The organism is Paenibacillus sp. VT-400, assembly GCF_001029205.1.
In the GTDB taxonomy this organism is placed as follows: Bacteria; Bacillota; Bacilli; order Paenibacillales; family Paenibacillaceae; genus Paenibacillus; species Paenibacillus amylolyticus.
The window spans coordinates 1,478,930-1,500,561 of record NZ_LELF01000067.1 but is presented as its reverse complement, the minus strand read 5'-3'; the positions used below and the strand labels follow the sequence as shown (position 1 = coordinate 1,500,561).

General features: G+C 44.7%; 25 protein-coding genes. All 25 read right to left on the bottom strand.

The features are described 5' to 3' along the window. Positions 1 to 8: 8 nt before the first annotated feature. Entirely contained in the window at positions 9 to 452 is a 444-nt protein-coding gene (locus tag EL84_RS17475; protein ID WP_047842493.1) for a hypothetical protein, read from the bottom strand. A gap of 4 nt (positions 453 to 456) precedes the next feature. Then, a complete protein-coding gene (locus tag EL84_RS17470; protein WP_017689162.1) occupies positions 457 to 954 on the bottom strand; it encodes a chemotaxis protein CheD in 498 nt (165 codons plus the stop codon). Beyond that, positions 947 to 1,567: a chemotaxis protein CheC gene (locus tag EL84_RS17465; protein WP_091017763.1), complete on the bottom strand. Its 621-nt coding sequence runs from the start codon at positions 1,565 to 1,567 to the stop codon at positions 947 to 949. Before EL84_RS17465 ends, EL84_RS17470 begins: the two co-directional genes overlap by 8 nt. A 10-nt stretch (positions 1,568 to 1,577) precedes the next feature. After that, a complete protein-coding gene (locus tag EL84_RS17460; protein WP_036609340.1) occupies positions 1,578 to 2,039 on the bottom strand; it encodes a chemotaxis protein CheW in 462 nt (153 codons plus the stop codon). 41 nt (positions 2,040 to 2,080) lie between these two features. Then, a complete protein-coding gene (locus tag EL84_RS17455; protein ID WP_047842491.1) occupies positions 2,081 to 4,153 on the bottom strand; it encodes a chemotaxis protein CheA in 2,073 nt (690 codons plus the stop codon). A 32-nt stretch (positions 4,154 to 4,185) separates the two neighbouring features. Beyond that, positions 4,186 to 5,628 carry a chemotaxis-specific protein-glutamate methyltransferase CheB gene (gene cheB, locus EL84_RS17450; RefSeq protein WP_047842490.1) on the bottom strand — a complete coding sequence of 481 codons (1,443 nt, stop codon included), beginning with the start codon at positions 5,626 to 5,628 and terminating at the stop codon, positions 4,186 to 4,188. A gap of 32 nt (positions 5,629 to 5,660) precedes the next feature. Then, positions 5,661 to 6,548, bottom strand: coding sequence for a MinD/ParA family protein (locus tag EL84_RS17445; protein ID WP_047842489.1), 888 nt, complete (start codon positions 6,546 to 6,548; stop codon positions 5,661 to 5,663). Next, positions 6,545 to 7,897, bottom strand: a complete 1,353-nt coding sequence (flhF, locus tag EL84_RS17440) for a flagellar biosynthesis protein FlhF (protein WP_047842488.1) — start codon at positions 7,895 to 7,897, stop codon at positions 6,545 to 6,547. The genes EL84_RS17445 and flhF overlap by 4 nt, the downstream gene beginning before the upstream one ends. Continuing rightward, positions 7,894 to 9,927 carry a flagellar biosynthesis protein FlhA gene (gene flhA, locus EL84_RS17435; protein ID WP_047842487.1) on the bottom strand — a complete coding sequence of 678 codons (2,034 nt, stop codon included), beginning with the start codon at positions 9,925 to 9,927 and terminating at the stop codon, positions 7,894 to 7,896. Before flhA ends, flhF begins: the two co-directional genes overlap by 4 nt. A gap of 25 nt (positions 9,928 to 9,952) precedes the next feature. Then, entirely contained in the window at positions 9,953 to 11,035 is a 1,083-nt protein-coding gene (gene flhB / locus EL84_RS17430) for a flagellar biosynthesis protein FlhB (RefSeq protein WP_200904534.1), read from the bottom strand. Positions 11,036 to 11,058: 23 nt separating this feature from the next. Continuing rightward, on the bottom strand, positions 11,059 to 11,847 hold the full coding sequence (fliR, locus tag EL84_RS17425) for a flagellar biosynthetic protein FliR (RefSeq protein ID WP_036609353.1): 789 nt from the start codon (positions 11,845 to 11,847) through the stop codon (positions 11,059 to 11,061). Between the two features lie 10 nt (positions 11,848 to 11,857). Continuing rightward, positions 11,858 to 12,127: a flagellar biosynthesis protein FliQ gene (fliQ, locus tag EL84_RS17420; protein ID WP_047842485.1), complete on the bottom strand. Its 270-nt coding sequence runs from the start codon at positions 12,125 to 12,127 to the stop codon at positions 11,858 to 11,860. 25 nt (positions 12,128 to 12,152) lie between these two features. Continuing rightward, entirely contained in the window at positions 12,153 to 12,908 is a 756-nt protein-coding gene (fliP, locus tag EL84_RS17415) for a flagellar type III secretion system pore protein FliP (protein WP_047842484.1), read from the bottom strand. Beyond that, a complete protein-coding gene (locus EL84_RS17410) occupies positions 12,905 to 13,441 on the bottom strand; it encodes a flagellar biosynthetic protein FliO (protein WP_100529395.1) in 537 nt (178 codons plus the stop codon). The genes fliP and EL84_RS17410 overlap by 4 nt, the downstream gene beginning before the upstream one ends. Before the next feature lie 11 nt (positions 13,442 to 13,452). Beyond that, a complete protein-coding gene (locus EL84_RS17405; protein ID WP_017689175.1) occupies positions 13,453 to 13,818 on the bottom strand; it encodes a response regulator in 366 nt (121 codons plus the stop codon). 28 nt (positions 13,819 to 13,846) lie between these two features. Next, entirely contained in the window at positions 13,847 to 15,121 is a 1,275-nt protein-coding gene (gene fliY / locus EL84_RS17400) for a flagellar motor switch phosphatase FliY (protein WP_036609358.1), read from the bottom strand. Continuing rightward, a complete protein-coding gene (gene fliM / locus EL84_RS17395; protein ID WP_036609359.1) occupies positions 15,111 to 16,109 on the bottom strand; it encodes a flagellar motor switch protein FliM in 999 nt (332 codons plus the stop codon). Before fliM ends, fliY begins: the two co-directional genes overlap by 11 nt. A 40-nt stretch (positions 16,110 to 16,149) precedes the next feature. Further along, complete coding sequence (locus EL84_RS17390) at positions 16,150 to 16,611, bottom strand: flagellar basal body-associated FliL family protein (protein ID WP_036609360.1); 462 nt, start codon at positions 16,609 to 16,611, stop codon at positions 16,150 to 16,152. Beyond that, entirely contained in the window at positions 16,611 to 16,832 is a 222-nt protein-coding gene (locus EL84_RS17385) for a flagellar FlbD family protein (RefSeq protein ID WP_017689179.1), read from the bottom strand. Before EL84_RS17385 ends, EL84_RS17390 begins: the two co-directional genes overlap by 1 nt. 68 nt (positions 16,833 to 16,900) lie before the next feature. Beyond that, complete coding sequence (flgG, locus tag EL84_RS17380) at positions 16,901 to 17,716, bottom strand: flagellar basal body rod protein FlgG (protein ID WP_047842482.1); 816 nt, start codon at positions 17,714 to 17,716, stop codon at positions 16,901 to 16,903. Between the two features lie 81 nt (positions 17,717 to 17,797). Then, complete coding sequence (locus tag EL84_RS17375) at positions 17,798 to 18,181, bottom strand: TIGR02530 family flagellar biosynthesis protein (RefSeq protein WP_047842481.1); 384 nt, start codon at positions 18,179 to 18,181, stop codon at positions 17,798 to 17,800. After that, the gene (locus tag EL84_RS17370) at positions 18,178 to 18,735 is read right to left on the bottom strand and encodes a flagellar hook capping FlgD N-terminal domain-containing protein (protein WP_047842480.1); all 558 of its coding nucleotides are present in this window, start codon (positions 18,733 to 18,735) and stop codon (positions 18,178 to 18,180) included. Before EL84_RS17370 ends, EL84_RS17375 begins: the two co-directional genes overlap by 4 nt. Positions 18,736 to 18,754: 19 nt before the next feature. Further along, positions 18,755 to 20,143, bottom strand: a complete 1,389-nt coding sequence (locus tag EL84_RS17365) for a flagellar hook-length control protein FliK (RefSeq protein WP_047842479.1) — start codon at positions 20,141 to 20,143, stop codon at positions 18,755 to 18,757. A 40-nt stretch (positions 20,144 to 20,183) separates the two neighbouring features. Next, a complete protein-coding gene (locus EL84_RS17360) occupies positions 20,184 to 21,125 on the bottom strand; it encodes a MotE family protein (protein WP_047842478.1) in 942 nt (313 codons plus the stop codon). Positions 21,126 to 21,168: 43 nt separating this feature from the next. After that, positions 21,169 to 21,621, bottom strand: coding sequence for a flagellar export protein FliJ (fliJ, locus tag EL84_RS17355; protein WP_036670362.1), 453 nt, complete (start codon positions 21,619 to 21,621; stop codon positions 21,169 to 21,171). Positions 21,622 to 21,632: the final 11 nt, after the last annotated feature.

The window sequence follows — 21,632 nt, the reverse complement described above, 5'->3', positions numbered from 1 at the left end:
CACCCTCCTTATTTGTCTGTCAGGTGACGAACGGCCTGCGCCAATTCCTCCGGATCCTTGGTCCGGACAAGTTTAGGCGGATCCAAAGGGGCGAATCCCGTTGGAGCTTTCGTCTCAGATGGCGGAAGATCGTCCCCAGATGAAGCGTTCTGTCCACTCTTGAGCAAATCATTCAGCTCTTGTCCATCGTCTTCGATTTTAATGTCCACCTGTGAACCTCTTTGATCTTGAGCACTTGGTGAATCATAACCATACCCATTTCCCTCAATCTGAGGGCTCAGCAGCAATCCCAATCCCCAGCGTAAACCATATGCAAGGACAAACCAGGCTACGAATCCGATCAATCCGCGAATTAAACTGGTCATCAGCACATTGCTGCTGTATGCTACAAAAAAAGTAAGAATAAACCCAACGATGCCTGCTCCAAGATTAATGCGGTAGTTTCCTATCATAGTCTTATAGTTCCTTTACACCCATTTGTACGCTTCGAATAGTCAAAAGTCCAGTTTCACAATCCATCTCAATCGTTCGTCCATAATTCCCACCCGTATCTTCTGCTAGAAGAGGGATATTGAGTTTTTGAAGCCACTCTCGACAAGAATCTGCATTCCTTGGTCCAATACGCATTGTATCTCCAGCGCCAGCAAAGGCAAACATCTGAGAGCCTCCGGCCATTTTAGACACAATACGTGAGTGAGAAGCGCCTAGTTTAATCATCTTTTCCAAAAGCTCAGGCAACGCCGTATCCGCATATTTCGCAGTGTTCAGTTTCCCTTCACGGGCGATCTCTGAAGTAGGAAGCATGACATGCGCCATTCCAGCCAGCTTCAAATGTGGGTCATACATTGTTAATCCCACACACGAACCCAAGCCAGTCGTACGGATTACACCAGGAAGATGAGCGATGTTTAAATCCGCCATACCGACTTTAACGACGCTTTTGTCCTCAATCATGGCTCAGTGGCACCCCTAGCGATTCAAATATCTTTGCAAAGGATGGTGGATCCGGAATGAGGAAAAACTGACCCTCAACTTGATCTTCACCTTCAAAGAAAGATGTGTCAATCAACAATGCAGCGTCACCCATCTCGCCAAATTGCAGCAAGCCATAACTTAGAATGGCACCTGCCATGTCGATGGCAAGTCCAGGGACAGTTGGATACATAGACAACTTCGTGAAATCTGCCAGAGAAGAAAGATAGGATCCAGCCAAAATATTTCCAATCTCGGAAAGCGCTGATTGTTCCATATCTGTAAAATCAAGTCCTTCTTTCAGATCAAACCCGGCAAGTCTATTTAACAACATTTTAGCAGCCTCTGGTGTCATCATAAAGAAAAGATTTCCCGGTGCTTCGCCTTCTACACGAAGAAACACGGTAACCACGATGCGTTCATCTCCGCCCACTTTTTCGGCAACTTCTTCAAAAGGAAGCATTTGTACTGTAGGTACACCCATGTCAATCGGTCTGTTGAGGAGTTGAGACAACGCCGTTGCGGCGTTGCCTGCTCCAATGTTACCGACCTCTTTGAGCACATCCATCTGGAATACCTCAAATCGGTTGAACATCTCCACGGTACTAGCCCTCAACACTTTCCAGCTGTACAATCTCGCTTTTATTTAATACTTCGTTTAGGTTGAGCATAATCAACAAGCGTGAATCTTCCAATTTAGCAACACCTCGCAGGTATCTCGCTTTGACGCCGCCAACCACTTCTGGTGGGCTATCGATCGCACTGCTCTTGATATCAATAACATCATTGGCAGAATCTACGATAAAGCCAACTTGCATGTCGTCTACACCTACGATAACAATACGAGTCTGATCCGTGTATTCCGTTTCCGGAAGGGAGAAACGACCGCGTAGATCAATGACTGGAATTACAACACCGCGTAGATTAATAACTCCTTTTACAAAGGAAAGTGTCTTGGGAACACGGGTAATTGGCATCATGCGCTCAATCGTCTGAACCTTGTCTACCTCAATACCATACTCTTCGGAACCCAATTTAAAGACGATGACTTTCAACTCTTCTTCCATGTAAAAAACCTCCCTATTAAATGTAAGACTTAGCTCTATGCTTATTTAATAAATGCATTAGGATCAAGAATCAGGGCTACTTGTCCATCTCCGAGAATGGTTGCTCCAGAGATTCCTTCAATAGCAGGAAGATAGGTTCCCATTGATTTGAGAACAATCTCACTTTGTCCAATAAATTCTTCAACAGCTACGGCTGCAAGACGGTCGCCTTTGCGAATCACGACAATTTCTGTTTCTTGCTCATCAGCGTCATTGAAATCCGGTACAGAGAATACTTCGCTCAAAGACAAGTACGGAATCAGTGACTCACGGAACGTGATCATTTTATTGCCGTGAATATTACGAACTTGCTCACGTTGTACAATGGCCGTCTCTACAATGGAGGACAACGGAACAGCATATTTCTCTGAACCAAGTCGTACAAGCATTGCAGCAATAATGGATAGAGTCAACGGAAGCTGAACAGAGAAGTTCGTGCCTTTGCCTGGAGTTGAATGAATCGTTACATTACCGCCAAGTGAAGTGATCTTCGATTTTACTACATCCAAGCCAACGCCCCGGCCAGAGATATCCGAGATAATATCAGCAGTACTAAAACCAGGTGCGAACAACAGTTGATTCACTTCATCGTCACTCATCTTGGCACCTTGCTCTTCGGTTACAACACCACGTTTGATCGCGGTTTTCAAAAGCTTGTCGCGATAGATACCTTTACCATCATCTTCAATCTCGATAAATACGTGATTTCCACTGTGGAAGGCACGCAGGTTTACTGTACCCATCTCTGGTTTACCTGCAGCTACACGCTCTGAAATGGATTCCACACCATGGTCAACCGCGTTACGCAGTAAATGCACAAGCGGATCACCAATCTCATCAATTACCGTACGATCCAGTTCCGTCTCAGCACCTGTAATCACCAGATCGATTTTTTTATCAAGTGTCTTAGCCAGATCACGGATCATGCGCGGGAATCGATTAAATACGGTATCTACCGGAACCATCCGCAATTTCAGTACAATATTTTGCAAATCTGTGCTAACTCGACTTAAATGAGCTACTGTATCGGATAAATCATTGTTGCCTGTTTCACTGGCCAGTTGCTCCAGACGTGAACGGTCAATCAACAATTCACTGAACAGGTTCATCAATACGTCAAGACGTTCAATATCCACACGAATGGTACGTGAAGGTGCAGCAGCTTGCTTCGGTGCAGCTGTTTTAGCTGGTGCCGTTGTGGCTTCTTCTTTGGGTACAGAATTCTTATCCGGCGAAGCAACCTCAGCTACAGCTGTTGGTGCGGGTGGCGCTTCAACTGTAGCTGCTACCTGATTGGCCATCTGCTGAAGAGTCTCCTGATCCAGTTGAATGAGCTTTGCACTTTCAATCTCAGAGATACTCATGATGCCTTCTTCCAGTTCGTGCGCCTCTTTAGTTGTTATGTAATACAACGAGAAACTGCGCTCAAACTTCTCCTGCTCAATATCCTGAACGGATGGGTAAGCCTTAACGACTTCACCTGAACGTTCCAGCATATCAAAGACCATATAAGCCCGTACACCTTTTAACTGGCTATGCTCGCTAACAAGCACATCCACGTAGAACACACGATGACCTTCGGCGATCGACTGATCCAGCACTGAATATTGGAATTCATCCAGCTCCACAGCCGAAGAGATTGAAGCGTTAGCCGGCTTGTTTGTTTCTGTAGCAGGTCCATTACCGTTTGTCATTTCACCATTTTCAATGGCTTGAAGTGAAGCTACGATTGACGACACATCTGCTTTACCTTGTCCACCTTCGGTAATATCCTGAACCATGGTTTCCAAAGCGTCCAGACTCTTGAACATGGTATCAAAAATGTAATCCTGCATTTTCAACTTCTCATTACGAACCAGATCCAACACATTTTCCATTTTATGTGTCAGTGATGCCAAATCTTCAAAGCCCATAGTTGCTGCCATACCCTTCAAGGTATGAGCAGAGCGGAATATAACCTGAACTATGCCCAGGTCTTCCGGATTGCCTTCAAGTTGAAGCATGTTTTCGTTAAGCGATTGCAGATGATCATTAGACTCATCAATAAACATGGATAAATATTGGTTCATGTCCATTGTGAGGCACCTCCTCCGTGAGTTACACTCCGTTATTTCACTGCTTGAACAAGTTTAGACGCAATCTCCTGCAATGGCAGAAGATGACGAACGCATTGCAGCTCTACAGCAGAACGCGGCATACCATATACAACACATGTTTCTTCATTCTCGGCAAAGGTTGATGTAACTCCAGCTTCGTATAATCGCTTCATCATACGTGCTCCATCACTTCCCATTCCCGTCAGCAAAACAAGATGCCTTTGTAAAGATGTAAACGGCAGAAGTGACTCAAACATCGTATCCACTGAAGGTCTGTGGCCATTCACTGGTTGATCTTCAGTCAGCTTCACGATAAACTTCCCGTCTGCTGTTTTGTTAACTTTCACATGGAATCCGCCGGGTGCTATATAGGCGGTTCCTTTTTTCAGAACCATGCCCTCTTCAGCTTCAACCACATGCAGTGGACTGAATGTATTCAATCGTTGAGCCAGAGAACGTGTGAAATTGGGCGGCATATGCTGCACAATAATGACCGGTGCAGGCAAATCAGCAGGCAACTGCTCGAGCAATGTCTTGAGAGCCCTCGGTCCACCCGTAGAACAACCTATTGCCACAAGTTTGTTGAATGGTCCTTCCAGCCCCCCTCCACCTTTGGGAACAGGATTAGGCTTGATTACATCCTTGGCTTTTGCAGAGGCAGAAGTTGCCGCTATTTGATCAGCTGCCACTCTAGCTGCATTAGGTAGTCGAACTTCCTTTGGAGTCTGTACTGGATTAGCTGACCTCACTGCTTTTTCTGCCTTCGTCCCCAAATTACGTTCAGCCTTTGGCAAAGGCTCCGGTTTATTCTCTACGCGACCTGGTTTTGAAGGTGACAATGGTTCAATTGGTTTCTTTGCTTTGGCCTGAAAGGCTTCAGTCCGCTCTCGAAGAGAGCGTTGAATCGTCTCGACAGGTTCGATCGTTTTTTTCACAGGCTCCGCTCGATCCCTAGCCGGCAGTTCTTTCTGCACTGGCTGAGTTGGGGGAGCAACTGCTCCTCGCAACATGTCTCTATTTTTCATGGATAACTCACGATCAGCTTTTCTTTTGATCTCATTCATCGCAGCACGCATGCGCTCAACCAAGGCTTTACCAACTTGAGCAATATCCTGGTCATGTGAAATAGATGGTTTGCGAATGAAGTCAAATGCCCCGGCTTCAAGCGCCATAATGGTTTCTTTCATGCCTTGTTCATTGATACCAGAGAGCATAATCACAGGAACGAAAGATTCCTTCATAATTGATTTTAATGCATCCAACCCATTCATTTCGGGCATCTCAACGTCCATTGTAATAATATCGGGTTTCAATTCTAGTGATTTTTGAATCGCTTCTCTACCGTTTGATGCCGTTGCCGTAACCTTGAATTCCGGATCCGCTTGGATCAAATCCGTAACAATCTTACGCATAAAAGCGGAATCATCGACAACCAATACTTGATACGCCGCCATGTTGTGTCACCCCTGTTTCCTTTATTCAGAAATCATGTTGTCCGTCTAAGCCACTTATTCATAAATCCCCTGATTCCTGTCAAGGTTCCGGATCCCGGAGTTGCAGGTACAGCCAGATAACGAAGAGCAAGTTTCTCTATATCTTTAGAGGCTTTGGCATTCGGATAAGCCAGACTATAGGGCATTTGCCTTTTAACCGCCTTGACTACCTGGGCATCTTCTGAAATATACCCAAGCAACGGAATATCCGTCTGCAAAAACCGCCTCGCCACTCCAGCTATTTTTTCTGCCACCCGTTCCGCTTCTCGTTCGTCTTCCACCCGGTTAACGATCATCCGAAAGGGCGTAGCATTTTCCTGGCCGTGCATAACTTTGACTAAAGCATAAGCATCGGTTATTGAAGTCGGTTCAGGTGTAGTTATAATCAGGCATTCATCAGCAGCACCGATGAACTTCATATTCTCTCTGGAGAGTCCTGCCCCAGTGTCAAAGATGACATAATCCATTTCCTGGGCAATATCCTCGACTTGACTGGCGAAAAACTCCAGATCACGATCAGACAATGAGAACAACTCTTTCATGCCCGATCCTCCAGCAATGTAAGGCAAGCCACTGGCACCCAGTTGTATGATTTCCCTTATGGTTTTTTGTCGGTACAACAGGTGGTAAAGATTATAGGAAGAAGACGTACCCATAAGAACATCAATATTAGCCATTCCAATATCGGCATCAAATACAAGTACCTTTTGCCCCAAAGCCTGCAATGCCAAGGCAAAGTTCAGTGTGAAATTGGATTTGCCAACACCTCCCTTACCACTGGCCACAGTAATGATTTTCGAGGATCGAATATCTCGCTCAATGCCTTCCATTTCCAATGGCGCGGAGACCATACTTCGAAGTGCAGCTGCCTGATCCTTCATTGTGACCATTCTCCCAGCAACTGTTTGGACAACGAATCTGCATCTGGTTTCAACAAATCGTCCGGAACATTTTGTCCATTTGCCACATATGCGAGCTTGAGTGGAAAACGGTGTAACAAGTTAAATAGCGGACCGCAGCTCCCAGTCTCATCCATTTTGGTGAAAATCACCTTATCCAGTCCATATTTACTGAAATGTTCAGTGATCTGCACCATATCAGCACTTTTGGAAGTCATACTCATGACCAGAAAGGTTTCGCTATTCTCTACAGGAGCAAGCAAACTTTGCAGTTCTGAAACAAGTAATTCATTTCTGTAGTTTCTACCCGCTGTATCCATAAAGATCAAATCACAATTCTCTAATCGAGAAATGGCACGTTGTGTATCACCGGGCGATTGTACAACCTCAAGTGGAACATTCAGTATAGATGCATACGTTCTAAGCTGTTCTACCGCCGAGATCCGATACGTATCTGATGTAATGAATCCCACTTTACGCTGTTTTTTGAACATTTGTTCAGCAGCCAATTTTGCAATTGTCGTAGTTTTCCCTACACCGGTTGGTCCAGCTACATAGACGATTCGCGTGGTAGGAAGAATGCCTTCTTCAATACGTTGCTCCAAAAAGTGCATAACCTCAAGCTTCACTATTTGCTCTACACCCTGTTCTTTTAATCCATCCTCAGACCGTTTTGCTTGAATTGAATCAAACCAGGATTCCCACACTTCAGGCCAAACATCTTGTTCTGTCAAACGTTCTCGGATCGTATGCAGTTCCTCTGGCACAGGGTCTGCAGAAGTACCCTGCTTTGAAAGCCTGGTCACCATCTGTTTAAGATCCTGCAATTCAGTCATCAACTTATCCTGCTGCAGGTCTGAACCTGTTGGCTTCGGACCAGTTGTTGAACCCGAAAAATCCGCCCCTTGCGGTCGCGGTTTATGATCCGTGCTCGAAGAACCTGAGCCGCTGTCTATGTTTGAACCGATATTACGCGATTCAAACACAGACGGTGCAGCCGCAGATTGGTCCTGTACACTTTGATCAGCTGTATTCGTTGCCACCGACTCATCAGAAGCCGCAACAAACGAACGAGCTGTTTGCCGATAAGCCTCAGGTACAAATGCACGAGGTACAGGTGTGAATTGATTTTGTACTGGCTTTGTTGTTTGCTTGTTTTCTTCCTTATCCACTGCAGCTACAACTTCGATCCGTTTTTTGCGAAACATTCCCATCACACCGCCCACCTTAATCTCTTTGGTGGACAGAATAACGGCATCACTTCCCAGGTCTTTGCGAATTTGAAGCATAGCTTCGGGCATGGTCTCAACAACGTATTGTTTTACTCTCATAAGTTCACCACCCCGATACTTTGAATTTCAACATTCGGCTCCAACTCGCTGTAGGAAAGCACAGGAATGTCCTGCATAGTACGTTCAATAACCTGACGCAGATACATCCGAATGGTTGGAGAAGTTAATACAACAGGTTGTTGACCTGATTGAATCAAACGGTTCACTTGTTCACTGAGCTTCTGATATACACTTTGTGTAGATACGGGGTCTAGCGCAAGATAACTGCCTTGATCCGATTGTTGCACACTTTCAGCAATTTTCTTCTCAAGACCAGGTCCAACCGTAATCACTCGAAGTGTCTCACCTTTCTGTGAGAACTGCTGAGTAATCTGACGTGAGAGGGATTGTCTGACGTATTCAGTCAGCACATCAGGATCTTTCGTATACGTACCATAGTCAGCCAGTGTCTCGAAGATGGTCACCATATCTCGAATAGATATTTTCTCACGCAATAACTTGGCAAGCACTTTCTGTACATCACCAATGGAAAGTAGAGAAGGGATCAGTTCATCCACAAGGGCAGAGTAGTTCTCTCTGAGATTATCCACAAGTGCTTTTGTCTCTTGTCTTCCAAGTAACTCATGCGCATGTTTCTTAATCAGTTCCGTCAGATGTGTAGCCACAACGGAAGGCGGGTCAACAACCGTATATCCTGCAAGTTCGGCTCTGTCTTTGGTCACTTCATCTATCCATAGTGCTGGAAGCCCAAAAGCAGGCTCCGTCGTTTCAATACCTGTCACAGACTCCTCATCATAGCCAGGACTCATGGCAAGGTAATGATTCAACAACAGTTCTCCGCCACCTACCACATTACCCTTGATTTTGATAACATACTCATTGGGTCTGAGCTGGATATTATCTCGAATCCGTATAACCGGAACGACCAACCCCAGTTCAAGAGCACACTGCCTCCGAATCATAATGATCCGATCCAATAAGTCCCCACCCTGCTGATTATCAGCAAGCGGGATTAAACCATAACCAAATTCAAACTCAATAGGGTCCACCTGAAGCAGGTTAATTACACTTTCAGGACTTCTAACCTCTTCAATCTGCTGTTCTTCTTCCAACTGTTCTTCCGCTACTTGTTTCAAATTCAGATTATTCTGCATACGCCACGCGGCATATGCCAACACACCTGCCAACGGAAGCGTAGTAATAACATGAATTGGTGTGAAGAAACCGAGCATGGCAATAACGAAAGCTACGATATAAATTAGTATTGGATATGTAAACAGTTGCCCCGTAATATCATCTGCCAGGTTTCCTTCTGATGACGCTCTGGTGACGATAAGTCCTGCTGCTGTGGAAATAAGCAGAGCCGGGATTTGGCTTACCAATCCATCTCCGATAGTTAGTACAGAGTACGTTGCCATTGCATCTGCGAAAGCCATCCCATGCACAGTCATACCGATAATAAATCCACCAATGAGATTGATCAGGAGGATGATAATACTTGCAATTGCGTCACCTTTTACGAATTTACTTGCTCCATCCATCGCTCCATAGAAATCGGCTTCACGTTCAATTTTGGAACGACGCTCACGAGCTTGTTGCTCGTTGATCAGACCCGCATTCAGATCCGCATCAATACTCATTTGTTTACCAGGCATCGCATCGAGGGTGAATCGGGCAGCAACTTCAGCTACGCGCTCAGACCCCTTTGTAATAACGATAAACTGAACGACAACGAGGATCAAAAACACGATAAATCCAATTGCAATTTGCCCTCCAGCAATCCAGCTACCAAAAGTAGCAACTACAGCTCCAGCATCCCCATCACCAAGAATTAGCTTGGTAGTCGAAATGTTCAGAGCCAGTCGGAATAGTGTAGTGATCAACAGCAAAGCTGGAAAGATAGAAAACTGCAACGCTTCTTTGCTGTTCATTGCAACAAGGAGTATCATCAGTGCAATTGAAATATTGACGACCAGCAACAAGTCCAACAGCCAGGTTGGGATCGGAAGAATCATCATCAACACAATGCCAATGATACCCGCAAGGACAGCTATATCTTTAATCTTCAATGAATGTACGGCCTCCGATCCCCTTTTATTTCGTTCTGCCCTTTAGTTTATATACATAAGCCAGCACTTCAGCTACCGCTTGAAACAAATCGGCCGGTATAGCGTCACCAATCTCGGCTCTCTGGAACAATGCCCGTGCGAGCGGCTTGTTTTCCATCGTAATAACACCGTTTTCTTTGGCAATTTCCTTAATACGCAAGGCGACATAATCCTGACCTTTGGCAATAATCTGTGGTGCCTCCATCTCGGAACCTTCATACTTTAGCGCAACCGCAAAGTGGGTCGGGTTCGTGATAATCACATCCGCATTTGGCACTTCCTGCATCATGCGCTGCATAGCCATACGACGCTGGCGTTCCCGGATTTTACCTTTGATCAGCGGATCACCTTCCATTTTCTTGTACTCGTCTTTGATGTCTTGCTTGGACATACGAATCTTCTTCTCATGGTCATACTTTTGATACATGTAATCAAATATCGCAAGTATCATTAATGCCACTGCAATCTTGATACCAAGACTTAAAGTGATCGACGCAGCGAAATGTAAAATAGCATCCAATGAAAAATGAGAAAGTGAAGCAATATCTGACTGGTAGCCTTTAATTGTACTGTAAACGAGATAACCGATAATCGACATTTTCAAAATGGATTTAGCAAATTCCACTAATGAGCGGAGAGAGAATATATTTTTGAAACCTTTAATAGGGTCCAGTTTCTCAAGTTTTGGCTTCAAACCTTCCCCTACAAGAAGAAAACCAACTTGCATGTAGTTAACGATCAAAGCAACCAGTAACGCACCCAGCAAAGCGGGAGCGATCAATAACAAAACCTCAATGCCATAGCGCATCATAAGCGCCATCACATTCTCTCCGGTGATATCCATACTCAATCGATTGATGAAGATATCTGTAAACAGACGAACTATACGTTCTTTATAGAAATTGCTGAATACCATCATGATCAAAAACACGATTAGGAGAATGGATGCGCCAGATAGTTCAGCGCTTTTTACAACCTGTCCTTTTTTTCGTGTATCCTGTCTCTTTTTCGGGGTAGCTTTCTCCGTCTTCTCCCCTGAAAACAACTGGAGGTCGAGTTGAAGTTTCATCCGTGTCTTTTCCTCCGTTTCACTCAGCCGGGCCTTTGTCCAATGGTTCCAAGCAATTTTTCCATCGATCTGAATATCGCTTCGAACAATTGACTAAATACAAAGGAGAAACTGGGAACCAGCAAAAGCAAAATAGCAAGACCAACGAGTAACTTAAGCGGCAACCCAACTGCAAATACATTAAATTGAGGAGCAGTTTTGGCCAAAAAACCCAATCCAACATCCGTCAAAAACAAAGCAACTACAATCGGAGCCGACATCTGAAAAGCCAGCATAAATGATTGACCTAAGGTCTGAATCAAAAATTCAGCAATACTTCCATCTGCCAACCGTAGGAAAAACACATTAGATAATGGTACCCACCGGTAACTGTAAACTATCGCATCCAGCAAATAATGGTGACCATTCATCGTCAGAAACAGAAGCATAGCAAATGCATACTTCAAGTTACCCGTAAGTGGAGCTGAAGCACCTGTCATTGGATCGTATACATTGGCCATACCAAAACCGATCTGTAGATCGATAAAGGTCCCCGCAGTCTGAACTGCCGTCATCAACAGATAAGCCACAAAACCTAAAAGCAGGCCAATTAGAATCTCTCTGATGATCAATAAGACATAACTCAGGTCTGTGGGTACGGTCTGGTCTATTCCGTAAATCAGATAGACAGATAATGTGACAAATGCAGAGATACCTATTTTAACTGAAGCCGGCACATTTCGAGCCGAAAAAACTGGCGCAGTTACAAAAAATGATGTGATTCGACAAAACATAAGCAGAGCGACAGGGAAACTTTGCAACAATGTCTCCATCTGCTAAAGCCTACCCTATGTATCTGTATAGATTATCGAGAATGTTAAACGTAAAATCGACCAAGATATTTAAGATCCAAGGTCCAAACAAAAGTACTGCCAGAAGTACGGCAACAATCTTGGGCACAAAAGCTAATGTTTGTTCCTGAATTTGAGTTGTCGCTTGAAAAATACTGATTGCAAGTCCTACAACCAGAGCTAGTATAAGCATAGGTGCGCTGGCCAGCAATGACGTGTATACCGCTTTCCCGGCCAGACCGATAATAAATTCCGAAGTCATGACCGTCCTCCTTTAACTTTCCGGATCAAGTGTTAAAACTCAGTAACAGTGACTTGACAACCAGATACCACCCGTCCACAAGGACAAAGAGCAGTATTTTGAAAGGTAATGAGATCATGACCGGCGGAAGCATCATCATCCCCATTGCCATGAGTGTACTCGCGACAACAATGTCTATAACCAGAAACGGAATAAAAATCATAAACCCCATCTGGAATGCTGTCTTCAACTCACTGATTACATATGCCGGCACCATAACAGTAATTGGGATATCCTGATAGGTCTTTGGTTGTTCAGTCTGATTGTACTTCATAAATAGCAGAAGATCTTTTTCTCTGGTGTGACTAAACATAAATTTCTTCATGGGATCCGCTGCTTTTTCAAGTGCCTCGGTTTGCGTAAGCTCTCCCTGGAGATAGGGCTGAAGCGCTACCTGATTTATGGAAGACAACGTCGGCGACATAATGAAAAGTGTCAGAAATAGCGCCAAACCGACCAGCACCTGATTGGGTGGCATTTGTTGTGTACCCAAAGATGTACGTATAAAACCGAGCACAATTACAATCCGGGTAAAACTGGTCATCAGTACAAGCATTGCTGGAGCAATACTAAGCACCGTAATTAACAGAATGATGGACAGTGAACTCGTGTTTGGTGTCCCTCCATCACCGTTTCCAATCTGAATATCAATATTCGGAATGGGTTCGGCAAAGGCAACCGTTACAGATGCCAGACTGATAAGTCCTAATAAACAACACGCTAACCAAATCTTTTTCTTCATGAATCCCTCGACCGATCTGTAGTATTGTCTTTATCCAGGAGCTTTTCCATCTTCTCTTTACGGTTAGGCATCTGCCGAAGTTTGGATTCAAACATTTCGTGAAAAGAAGTTGTGTCCTCTAGTTCCATTTCCCGCGGCGGTTCTTCTTTACGGAAACGTTTTGTGAGCTTGGCAATGAGAGGTGAGAGATTTCCTTGTTGTGCAGCAGCATCTCGTTCGAAGGAATCAATGATTCTTTGGGCCTCTTCCAGATCCGAAACCTTATCTATCAACTGGATGTCTTCACCTACACCAAGCAGATATACACATCCACCAATTTCCATAATTTGCAACGACTTGTTTTGTCCCAGTCCAACTCCGCCCAGGGTACGAATTGTGCCGTGCCGGAACATTTGCTGATTCCTTTTGTTTAGAAAACGGATCAGATAAACAATAAGGGCCAGGATGACGGCCAGGACAACAATCACCCATACAAGCTGTAAATAATAATTACTTCCCACGCCAGCTCCTCCTGGAATATCACCCTGAGCCATCATCATGTCTCTTAAACGCCCAGTGTCTTGCTGATCGCTTCGATAACCCGGTCAGATTGGAACGGTTTAACGATAAAGTCTTTAGCACCTGCTTGAATAGCGTCGATTACCATCGCTTGTTGACCCATCGCGGAGCACATAATTACTTTAGCGTTAGCATCAATCTTCTTGATTTCTTTCAAAGCTGCAATGCCGTCCATCTCAGGCATCGTAATATCCATTGTGATCAGATCCGGACGAAGCTCTTTAAATTTCTCAATTGCTTGTGAGCCATCCTGTGCCTCACCAACAACCTCATATCCATTTTTGGACAAAATGTCCCGGATCATCATTCTCATAAATGCAGCGTCGTCTACGACTAAAATTCGGTTTGCCATCTTGATTCAAGTCCTCCCTAAATTGTGCTTATTGTAATTTCTGAATTCGGTCCCATTGGCTAACGATATCTATAACACGAACACCAAAGTTTTCGTCAATAACGACAACTTCTCCCTTGGCGATCAGTTTGTTATTCACCAAAATATCGACAGGTTCCCCGGCTAACTTATCCAGTTCGACAATCGAACCCTGTGACAGTTCCAAAATATCTTTAATTTGCTTCTGGGTCCTTCCTAATTCTACGGTGACCTTAAGGGGAATGTCCATCAATAAATTCAAATTGTTTTCGTCTACCTGACCATACGCCCCATTTTGCAAATTGGCGAATTGAACTGGTTGTACGTTAACATTCCTATTTGGCATTCCACCGTAATGTTGAGGTGCACCATAAGGTTGCTGCGGTGGCATGCCATACGGCTGCTGTGGCGGCATTCCTTGAGGCATACCCATCGGGGCCTGTCCATATCCGTTATAGTCCTGAGCAGGCTGTTGTGGAGCCTGTGGAGCCTGTTGGTGCTGAACGGGCGGCTGCTCCGCAACCGGTGGTGGCGTTGCTGGTACAGCTGCTGGCGCAGGTTCAGGTGTTGATGCCACTGGTGCGCTGGCAGTTGACTCCTGAGCGCCTCCAATCAGCATATCTACCATGCTTTTGGCAAAATGTACTGGAAGCAACTGCATCAGATTGGAATCGATCAGATCCCCGATTAACAAACGAAATGAAACTTGGATAAGTGTCTCATCTGCTGGAAGATTACTTACACCCTCTCCACTCTCCAGATTGAGAATATCGATTCCCGGAGGGGAAATATTCACAAAACGATTAAAAATCGTGGACATTGAGGTTGCAGAGGAACCCATCATCTGGTTCATCGCTTCCTGTACTGCACTAATATGGATTTCATTCAGTTCTTCATCGACCGGATTTCCTTCTCCACCCAACATCAAATCAGCGATGACTTGGGCATCTCTCTTCTTGATAACAAGTGAGTTAATGCCTTCGAATCCATCCACGTAATTCACATGAACGGCAACATGTGGCTTAGGAAAAGCTTCTTCAAACTGCGTTCGACTAATGATAGAAACTTTAGGTGTTGTAATATCTACTTTGAGGCCTAATAGCGTGGATAAGGCTGTTGCCGCGCTACCAAATGTAATGTTACCAATCTCCCCCAAGGCATCCTGCTCCAGCTCGGTCAAAAAATCATCAACCGTCTTTTCAGCGGGTTCCGAGCTGTTTATCGATTCCGATTGCCTGAGCAAAGCATCGATTTCTTCTTGGGATAAATAATCCTTACTCGTCAAATTCTTCAACTCCTTCGGTGACAATCTTGTCTATTTGCACAGCCACACGGTCTTTGATTGTCCCCGGACTGCCCATGTATTTCAGTTTGTCACCCACTTTTATGGAAAGTCCCTCATCAACTGGTTTGTTCAACGTAATGACATCGCCAACGGACAGACCCAGAAATTCTGCAATTGAAATTCTCGATTCTCCCAATTCCGCAACGATTGGTAACTTGGCTTTGTTTACACGCTCTTTTAGAGCATCATACTCCTCCGGAGCTCTCGTTTTCTTCTCCGAAACAAACCACTGATGAGTTGACAACCGTGACATAATAGGTTCAAGAACGACATGCGGTATACATAGATTGATCATGCCTGTCGTGTCACCAATTTTGGTACTGAGCGAGATCAGAGCAATGGTCTCATTGGGAGATACAATCTGCATAAATTGCGGATTGGTCTCGAGCGCTTCCATCCTTGGGGAAATATCCAACACAGTCTTCCATGCTTCCTGCAAACTTTCAAATGCTCGGCTGAATATCCGCTCCATGATGGTCGTCTCAATCTCCGTCATGGATGCGATCTTGGTTGGAGCAATTCCGGTTCCACCAAGCAGGCGATCCAACATCGCATATCCCACGTTTGGATGGACTTCCATCACCATTCGTCCCTGTAGTGGCTCCGCTTCAAAAATGTTCAATATCGTCATCTTAGGAATAGAACGGATAAACTCATCATAAGGCAACTGTTCGACCTGAACGACATTGATTTGAACGAACGTCCGCAGTTGGGCTGAAAAATAAGTGGTGAGAAAGCGTGCAAAGTTTTCGTGAATACGAGTCAAGCTTCTGATATGGTCTTTGGAAAAACGCACTGCCCGCTTAAAATCGTACGATCTAATTTTCTTCTGAGTTTCTTCCTTCTTCAATTCTTCTGCGTCCATTTCACCAGAAGAAAGGGCTGCTAATAGGGCGTCAATCTCATTTTGTGATAATACATCCACCATGTTCTCACCCCCTTACAGGTCTACAGCGTGTTCTGTTCATTTACATTGGCGCCATTACAAAAGCTGAAAAACTGGTGCTGCTCAACTTACCTTCAGGTAAAGCTTCATTAATTAGCCCCGTCAATCTCTCATTAAATTGTACGCGGCCCTTCGCTGTAGCCAGCTCCTCAGACTTTGTATCCGCAAACGTCTGAATGATAATAGGCTTCACTGTAATTTCTTTGATTTTCTCGAAATCTTCTTTGGCTGTTTTGTCTGACAACTTGAATGAAAAGCTGACAACTACAACATGATCCGTATCAGCCAAATTGGTTTTAATTTCTCCAAGCTCAGAGGAAACCTCTACAATCTCATCCGCAGTCATCTTCTTGGCTTCTGAAGCCGCCGCCGTATGTGTGTCGTCCTTATTCCCGTTCTGTCCTTGCATAAATACAAACACAACCACCACAATGAGTGTTATTGCCAGCAACATCGTTGCAAGCCAGGGCATCATTTTTTTCATCAGGATTCCTCCGTTTGCTGCACTTTAATAGTGGCTGCCTGAACCCCGATTTCACGGTTGTAATCTTTAATCTTGGAAATAACGTCAGCGGCTTTTTCAAGCACAATCAGTCTCTTTCCAGTTACCAGAGTAATATACGTATCCGGCGTCTCTTCCACAATTTCAACCATCAGCGCATTTAACCACATGGGAGAACCATTTAACCGCGTAACCGAAATCATGCTAAGCCCCCTTAATCAGAGTGGGAGGAGCAAGCTCCTCCACGTTTTAAAAATTCATTAATCAGTTATTAACGTTTCAGGTTAACAACTTCCTGAAGTATTTCATCCGACGTTGTAATGATCCGGGAGTTTGCCTGGAATCCACGTTGAGCTACAATCATCTCAGTAAACTCTCCTGTCAGATCCACGTTAGACATCTCGAGCTGTCCAGCAATGATTGCTCCTGTTCCGTCCTCAGCACTGTTCGCTGTTAATGGTTCCAGCGCCCCATCCGGATTCGCGTTTGCTGTCATACGGTACAAGTTGCCCCCAATTTTCTCAAGGCCTTCTGGATTGACAACTTTACCTATTCCAAGCTGTGGACCCGCTTCGATGGTTCCGTCTGCCATGGTTTGGTTAATTGTTCCATCCTGACCTATCGTGAAGGAAACAACATCATCCGGTATCGTTATATTTCCACCACCGTTATCCAGAACAAACAATCCATCCGAAGTCAAAAGGTTACGTGCAGCATCCACATGGAAATCCCCTGCACGAGTCAGGTAAGGTATTTCCTGATCTTCACTCAAACGTACCAAGAAGAATCCATCTCCATTAATCCGAAGATCTGTTGGATTATTCGTTGTCATTGGGCTACCTGCCAGATGCAGCGTATCAATTGAACCTACCGTTACACCAAGACCGATTTGTTTCGCATTGACACCACCACTTGCATCGCCAGGAGCAGTTACCCCTGCCGTTGTTTGGCTCATAATATCTTTGAACATAACCCGACTGCCTTTAAAGCCAACCGTGTTTACGTTCGCAATATTGTTACCAATTACGTCGAGTTTTGTTTGGAAACCCCGCATCCCGGAAACGCCTGAGTACATTGATTTTATCATTTTTAAAAATCCTCCCAGTCTTCATTTGGTTACCGCATCAGTCGGTCAGCGGCATTCCGGCTCCCGAGAAGGGCCAGCCGGTCAAGAAATGATTACGGCACTATCAATTTGAGTGAACACATTATCCTTCATGCTCTCACTATCCATAGCTGTAACCACAGTACGATTTTTGACATTGACGATAAAAGCCATATCCTGCATTAAAATCAATGACTCTTTGGCTCCTTTGGCAGCAGCTTTGTCCAAAGCAGAACCAATCTGTTCCATTTGCTCAGTCTTGAGTTCAATACCGCGCTGCTCCAATCGTTTGGCAGCATGATTGCTCAATTTCAGAAGATTATCTTCCAGTACTTTTGCAAAAGGTTTTTCGGGTATAGCCGAAGCTTCTCCCGTTTTGGGTCTTTGAAGCATATTCGGTGTAATCGGGCCTGCGTATAATTGTCCAACCGTTATGCGATCACTCATATCGTTTTCCCGCTATCTTCCGTATCACCCGTTTCAGCGGATGATTCAACTTCCTGGCTCTCGTTCGTTTCAGGGGTTACATCCTGAACGTTCTGTACCGGAGTTTGACTCTCTTCTGCCTGTTTTGGATAATTCACCTGAATGATCTCATCCAGCTTAATCTCGTCGTTGCCCACTTTTGCGTATTGAACGCTATCTCTTACAATGATGGAATCTACAATACCCTGACGAAGAGTTCCGTTATCATCTTTATTAGAAGAAAGCCAACTTACCTCCATGCCAATCATGCCGGATACAGCACCAAGTGACTGGTTCAATGTTTTAAGCTGCGTAGAAATATTGACCAGTTGCTCCACTGAGCTGAATTGTGCCATTTGAGCGATAAATTCCTTATCCTCCATCGGCTGCATCGGGTCTTGATTTTGCAGCTGGGTAATCAGGATTTTTAGAAACTGATCTTTGCCCAATTCTTTTGTTGCAGCACTTGTGGTTGCTTTATTGGCTGCCGAATAGTTCGGCCAGGTATTATTCGTTGAAACAATTTCATTAGCCATATGCTCACCTCATTTCTATTTAAGCCTTAGCACTAAACGTATCTCTCTGTAATTCATTTCCTTCGACTTGCTCGCTACGCCAGTTACGCAATTCTTCTTGAATCCCTGCTGTAGCTATAGCATCATCCGATTGTTCCTCACGCTCACGCGAACGGCGTTGTTGTTGAGAGTTACTTCCCGGCTGACGGCCTCCGTCCTGATACATCTGTGATCCGATTGAACTGTTCTGGGTAACCTCAAGTCGTTCCACTTGAATTCCCTGGGCTTGAAGTGAAGAACGCAGCTGCGTCATTTGTTGTTCAAGCATGTCTTTAGCCATCGTATGTTCAGTCATAAACCGTGCAACCAACTGCCCGTTCTGCAAGGTAATTTGAACATCCAATTTACCTAGATGCTCAGGCCGAAGTGAGATGGTCGCCTCGGAAAATCCTTTTTGCTGGACAATATCCAGCTTGTTAACAACAAACTGTGTCATTTCCTTGGCAAACTGTGATGTTTGCATTACAGGTTCAGCCGGTTTTCCTGCTGTTGTACCTGATGAACGCAAGGACAGCTCTCCTGCAGTAATGATGGTTGAGTGTTCCACTTCTCCACCTGCATTTGAAGCAGATGTGGTAACAGCCTCATCTTTTACCTGGGTTCCAGAATTCGCCACTGCTGCAACAAGAACTTGTGGTATGACCGAATCCTGTTTGGATGTTTGAAGCGTAGTACTTGGAGCGACCTGTGCAGTCTGATCCTTAACTGCAGTCAATGTATCCAGTATGGATTTCAGTTCAGTCCATCCTTTGTTACTAGTGGTATCCACTCCAGCCTCTTGAAGCTGACTCTGCAGAGATTGTAACAAATGTTTGAATTCAGGAGCGTTCTTCGCAACGTTACTCTCAGGATCATTCATTCCAGCTACTAATTGTGTAAGCATATCTTGCAGAACAAAACGTACTGCTGCCGGATGCTGCGACAGTTCAATTGCGGGTACTGTTTTTACGCTTTCCGCTCCGTTCGAAGACTCGTCGGAACCTTCTGTGTTAGTACCTGAAGGATTACTTAATTGTGTATACAGCTGTTGAATCAGAGTTTGCAAACCTGCAAGTAGAGCTGGGTCATTTTCCAAAGCTTCGTCAAGTGAATCCAAGTCCGTGAACAACGAATTCAGTATAGCCGTGATTGATGCCGCTTCTCCTTCTTCACTTGTAGCAAAGGAAAACACCAACGGATTGGCAGTTAAGCTTCCAGTAGCGCTTGAACTATCACCTTCTGTATTTCCTCCAGATAGCGATTGTGCAAGAGTTTGGAGAAATTCACCGCTAGCACCTGCAACTGAACCTTTCGATTGTGCTCCGGTTGTCTGACCTGCTCCTGTTGCTTTTGCAGTTGCTGTGGATGCCATTTGATATACAATCGACATTTTATTTTCACCTCCTCTCGGTTAAACAGTGTAATCCGATCTACTTGTTGCCCATTAATTTGTTCAAAATTTTTGCAGTTTCAACCGAGTCCTCTGAAGACATGTTCTCAAGCAATTGAGAGCGTGTTGCATCATCTACTGAATTCAGGATGGTCAATGTTTTGTCAGGACTCAACTTGTATGTTTCCAATAATAACTTGGCACCACTTGAAGCAGACATCGAAGCAAATGTTTGACTAAGCTGGTTTTTATCCAGGTTTTTGCTTGTGGTTGTGGATGCAGTTGAAGTTGCTGCGGTTTCTTTCTTCAATCTGGATTGCAGCGCATCCAGCGCCAGATCCCCGGACGGTTTGGCATCCTTCATCATCATGGTGACATCGGCTGCCGTTTTCGGGTCCATCTTTTCAAGCACCTTGGTCCGAGCAGATGACTGCATGGCATTCAACAACAATACCATTTCCTCATTCGTCATATTTTGCAAAATCGGTGCAGCTTTGCTTGGGCTCATGTCAGCATACATTTTAGCCAAATCTTTGATTTGTTTCTGATAATCAGATTCTGTCTCCGGCGTTGCTGCTGTAGCCGTTTCAGCCGCTTTTTCCGCATCATCCAACTTCTTCTGAAGGTCTGTGGCCTTCTTCGCTTCGGTTGTTGTTGCTTCCTGTGCTGCCTTGAGCTCTGATTCTTTGGCAGTTACTTGGGATTTCAGCTTTTCGATTGTGGCTTCAGCACTTTCAACCTGCTGCTCACTCTTCTCCAGCTTCTCCTTCTCCGGATCCAGTACAGGATCAGGTACCCATTCCTTAACTACCGGTATCTTGTTGGCGAATTCAAACAAATTATTACGAATATCTACATTAAATAGCGTAAGTAGTACACCTAGCAATACCACGGTGAATACAATCGGGATAGAAATCATGAGAAACTTTTCCCAACCGCCTCCCGACTCTTTTTCCATGTCGCTATCATCTTTAACAGCCATCGTTTATTCCTCCTTCACGAGACAACTTCGCGTCCGGCTCACATCAATTCGCGCGTCCGGCTTTGGCAGCGAAGCGTACAGTAGCCATCTCGTCCAGATCGTTCTGTTCCCGGAGGAGCATCTCCTGCTGAAATTTGATCTTAGCCTTGTCTCTCGCTCCAAGCCATACTTTTTCATCAACCATCTTACCGTTCAGAAACGTCTGATTCCGTTGCACATTGACCTGAGCATGTTTAACATCACTATTTTTGCGTGAAATGCACTCGTCAAGGTGATGTACATAACGCTGCATCTCCTGCAGACTGTTTACAGACGCTGTATTTTCCGTAGCAGATTGGATAATGCCGATCAGATTACTTCTATCATTAAGAAGTTGTATCAGATGTTCTTCCTCCGTCTGAAGTTTACCGATCGCTGTGGATAACATCCACTCTGCCTGTGTTTTTTCATTACTCTTCAGGTCAACAACTTTCTGGAAATGATATCGAAATTTCATCGTTTACCCAT

What these genes read in the sequence shown, in the direction of transcription:
- EL84_RS17475 (WP_047842493.1), bottom strand. Translation starts at nt 452, where the DNA reads ATGATAGGAAACTACCGCATTAATCTTGGAGCAGGCATCGTTGGGTTT.
- EL84_RS17470 (WP_017689162.1), bottom strand. Translation starts at nt 954, where the DNA reads ATGATTGAGGACAAAAGCGTCGTTAAAGTCGGTATGGCGGATTTAAAC.
- EL84_RS17465 (WP_091017763.1), bottom strand. Translation starts at nt 1,567, where the DNA reads ATGTTCAACCGATTTGAGGTATTCCAGATGGATGTGCTCAAAGAGGTC.
- EL84_RS17460 (WP_036609340.1), bottom strand. Translation starts at nt 2,039, where the DNA reads ATGGAAGAAGAGTTGAAAGTCATCGTCTTTAAATTGGGTTCCGAAGAG.
- EL84_RS17455 (WP_047842491.1), bottom strand. Translation starts at nt 4,153, where the DNA reads ATGGACATGAACCAATATTTATCCATGTTTATTGATGAGTCTAATGAT.
- cheB (WP_047842490.1), bottom strand. Translation starts at nt 5,628, where the DNA reads ATGGCGGCGTATCAAGTATTGGTTGTCGATGATTCCGCTTTTATGCGT.
- EL84_RS17445 (WP_047842489.1), bottom strand. Translation starts at nt 6,548, where the DNA reads ATGAAGGATCAGGCAGCTGCACTTCGAAGTATGGTCTCCGCGCCATTG.
- flhF (WP_047842488.1), bottom strand. Translation starts at nt 7,897, where the DNA reads ATGAGAGTAAAACAATACGTTGTTGAGACCATGCCCGAAGCTATGCTT.
- flhB (WP_200904534.1), bottom strand. Translation starts at nt 11,035, where the DNA reads ATGAAACTTCAACTCGACCTCCAGTTGTTTTCAGGGGAGAAGACGGAG.
- fliR (WP_036609353.1), bottom strand. Translation starts at nt 11,847, where the DNA reads ATGGAGACATTGTTGCAAAGTTTCCCTGTCGCTCTGCTTATGTTTTGT.
- fliQ (WP_047842485.1), bottom strand. Translation starts at nt 12,127, where the DNA reads ATGACTTCGGAATTTATTATCGGTCTGGCCGGGAAAGCGGTATACACG.
- fliP (WP_047842484.1), bottom strand. Translation starts at nt 12,908, where the DNA reads ATGAAGAAAAAGATTTGGTTAGCGTGTTGTTTATTAGGACTTATCAGT.
- EL84_RS17410 (WP_100529395.1), bottom strand. Translation starts at nt 13,441, where the DNA reads ATGGCTCAGGGTGATATTCCAGGAGGAGCTGGCGTGGGAAGTAATTAT.
- EL84_RS17405 (WP_017689175.1), bottom strand. Translation starts at nt 13,818, where the DNA reads ATGGCAAACCGAATTTTAGTCGTAGACGACGCTGCATTTATGAGAATG.
- fliM (WP_036609359.1), bottom strand. Translation starts at nt 16,109, where the DNA reads ATGGTGGATGTATTATCACAAAATGAGATTGACGCCCTATTAGCAGCC.
- EL84_RS17390 (WP_036609360.1), bottom strand. Translation starts at nt 16,611, where the DNA reads ATGAAAAAAATGATGCCCTGGCTTGCAACGATGTTGCTGGCAATAACA.
- EL84_RS17385 (WP_017689179.1), bottom strand. Translation starts at nt 16,832, where the DNA reads ATGATTTCGGTTACGCGGTTAAATGGTTCTCCCATGTGGTTAAATGCG.
- flgG (WP_047842482.1), bottom strand. Translation starts at nt 17,716, where the DNA reads ATGATAAAATCAATGTACTCAGGCGTTTCCGGGATGCGGGGTTTCCAA.
- EL84_RS17375 (WP_047842481.1), bottom strand. Translation starts at nt 18,181, where the DNA reads ATGAGTGATCGCATAACGGTTGGACAATTATACGCAGGCCCGATTACA.
- EL84_RS17370 (WP_047842480.1), bottom strand. Translation starts at nt 18,735, where the DNA reads ATGGCTAATGAAATTGTTTCAACGAATAATACCTGGCCGAACTATTCG.
- EL84_RS17365 (WP_047842479.1), bottom strand. Translation starts at nt 20,143, where the DNA reads ATGTCGATTGTATATCAAATGGCATCCACAGCAACTGCAAAAGCAACA.
- EL84_RS17360 (WP_047842478.1), bottom strand. Translation starts at nt 21,125, where the DNA reads ATGGCTGTTAAAGATGATAGCGACATGGAAAAAGAGTCGGGAGGCGGT.
- fliJ (WP_036670362.1), bottom strand. Translation starts at nt 21,621, where the DNA reads ATGAAATTTCGATATCATTTCCAGAAAGTTGTTGACCTGAAGAGTAAT.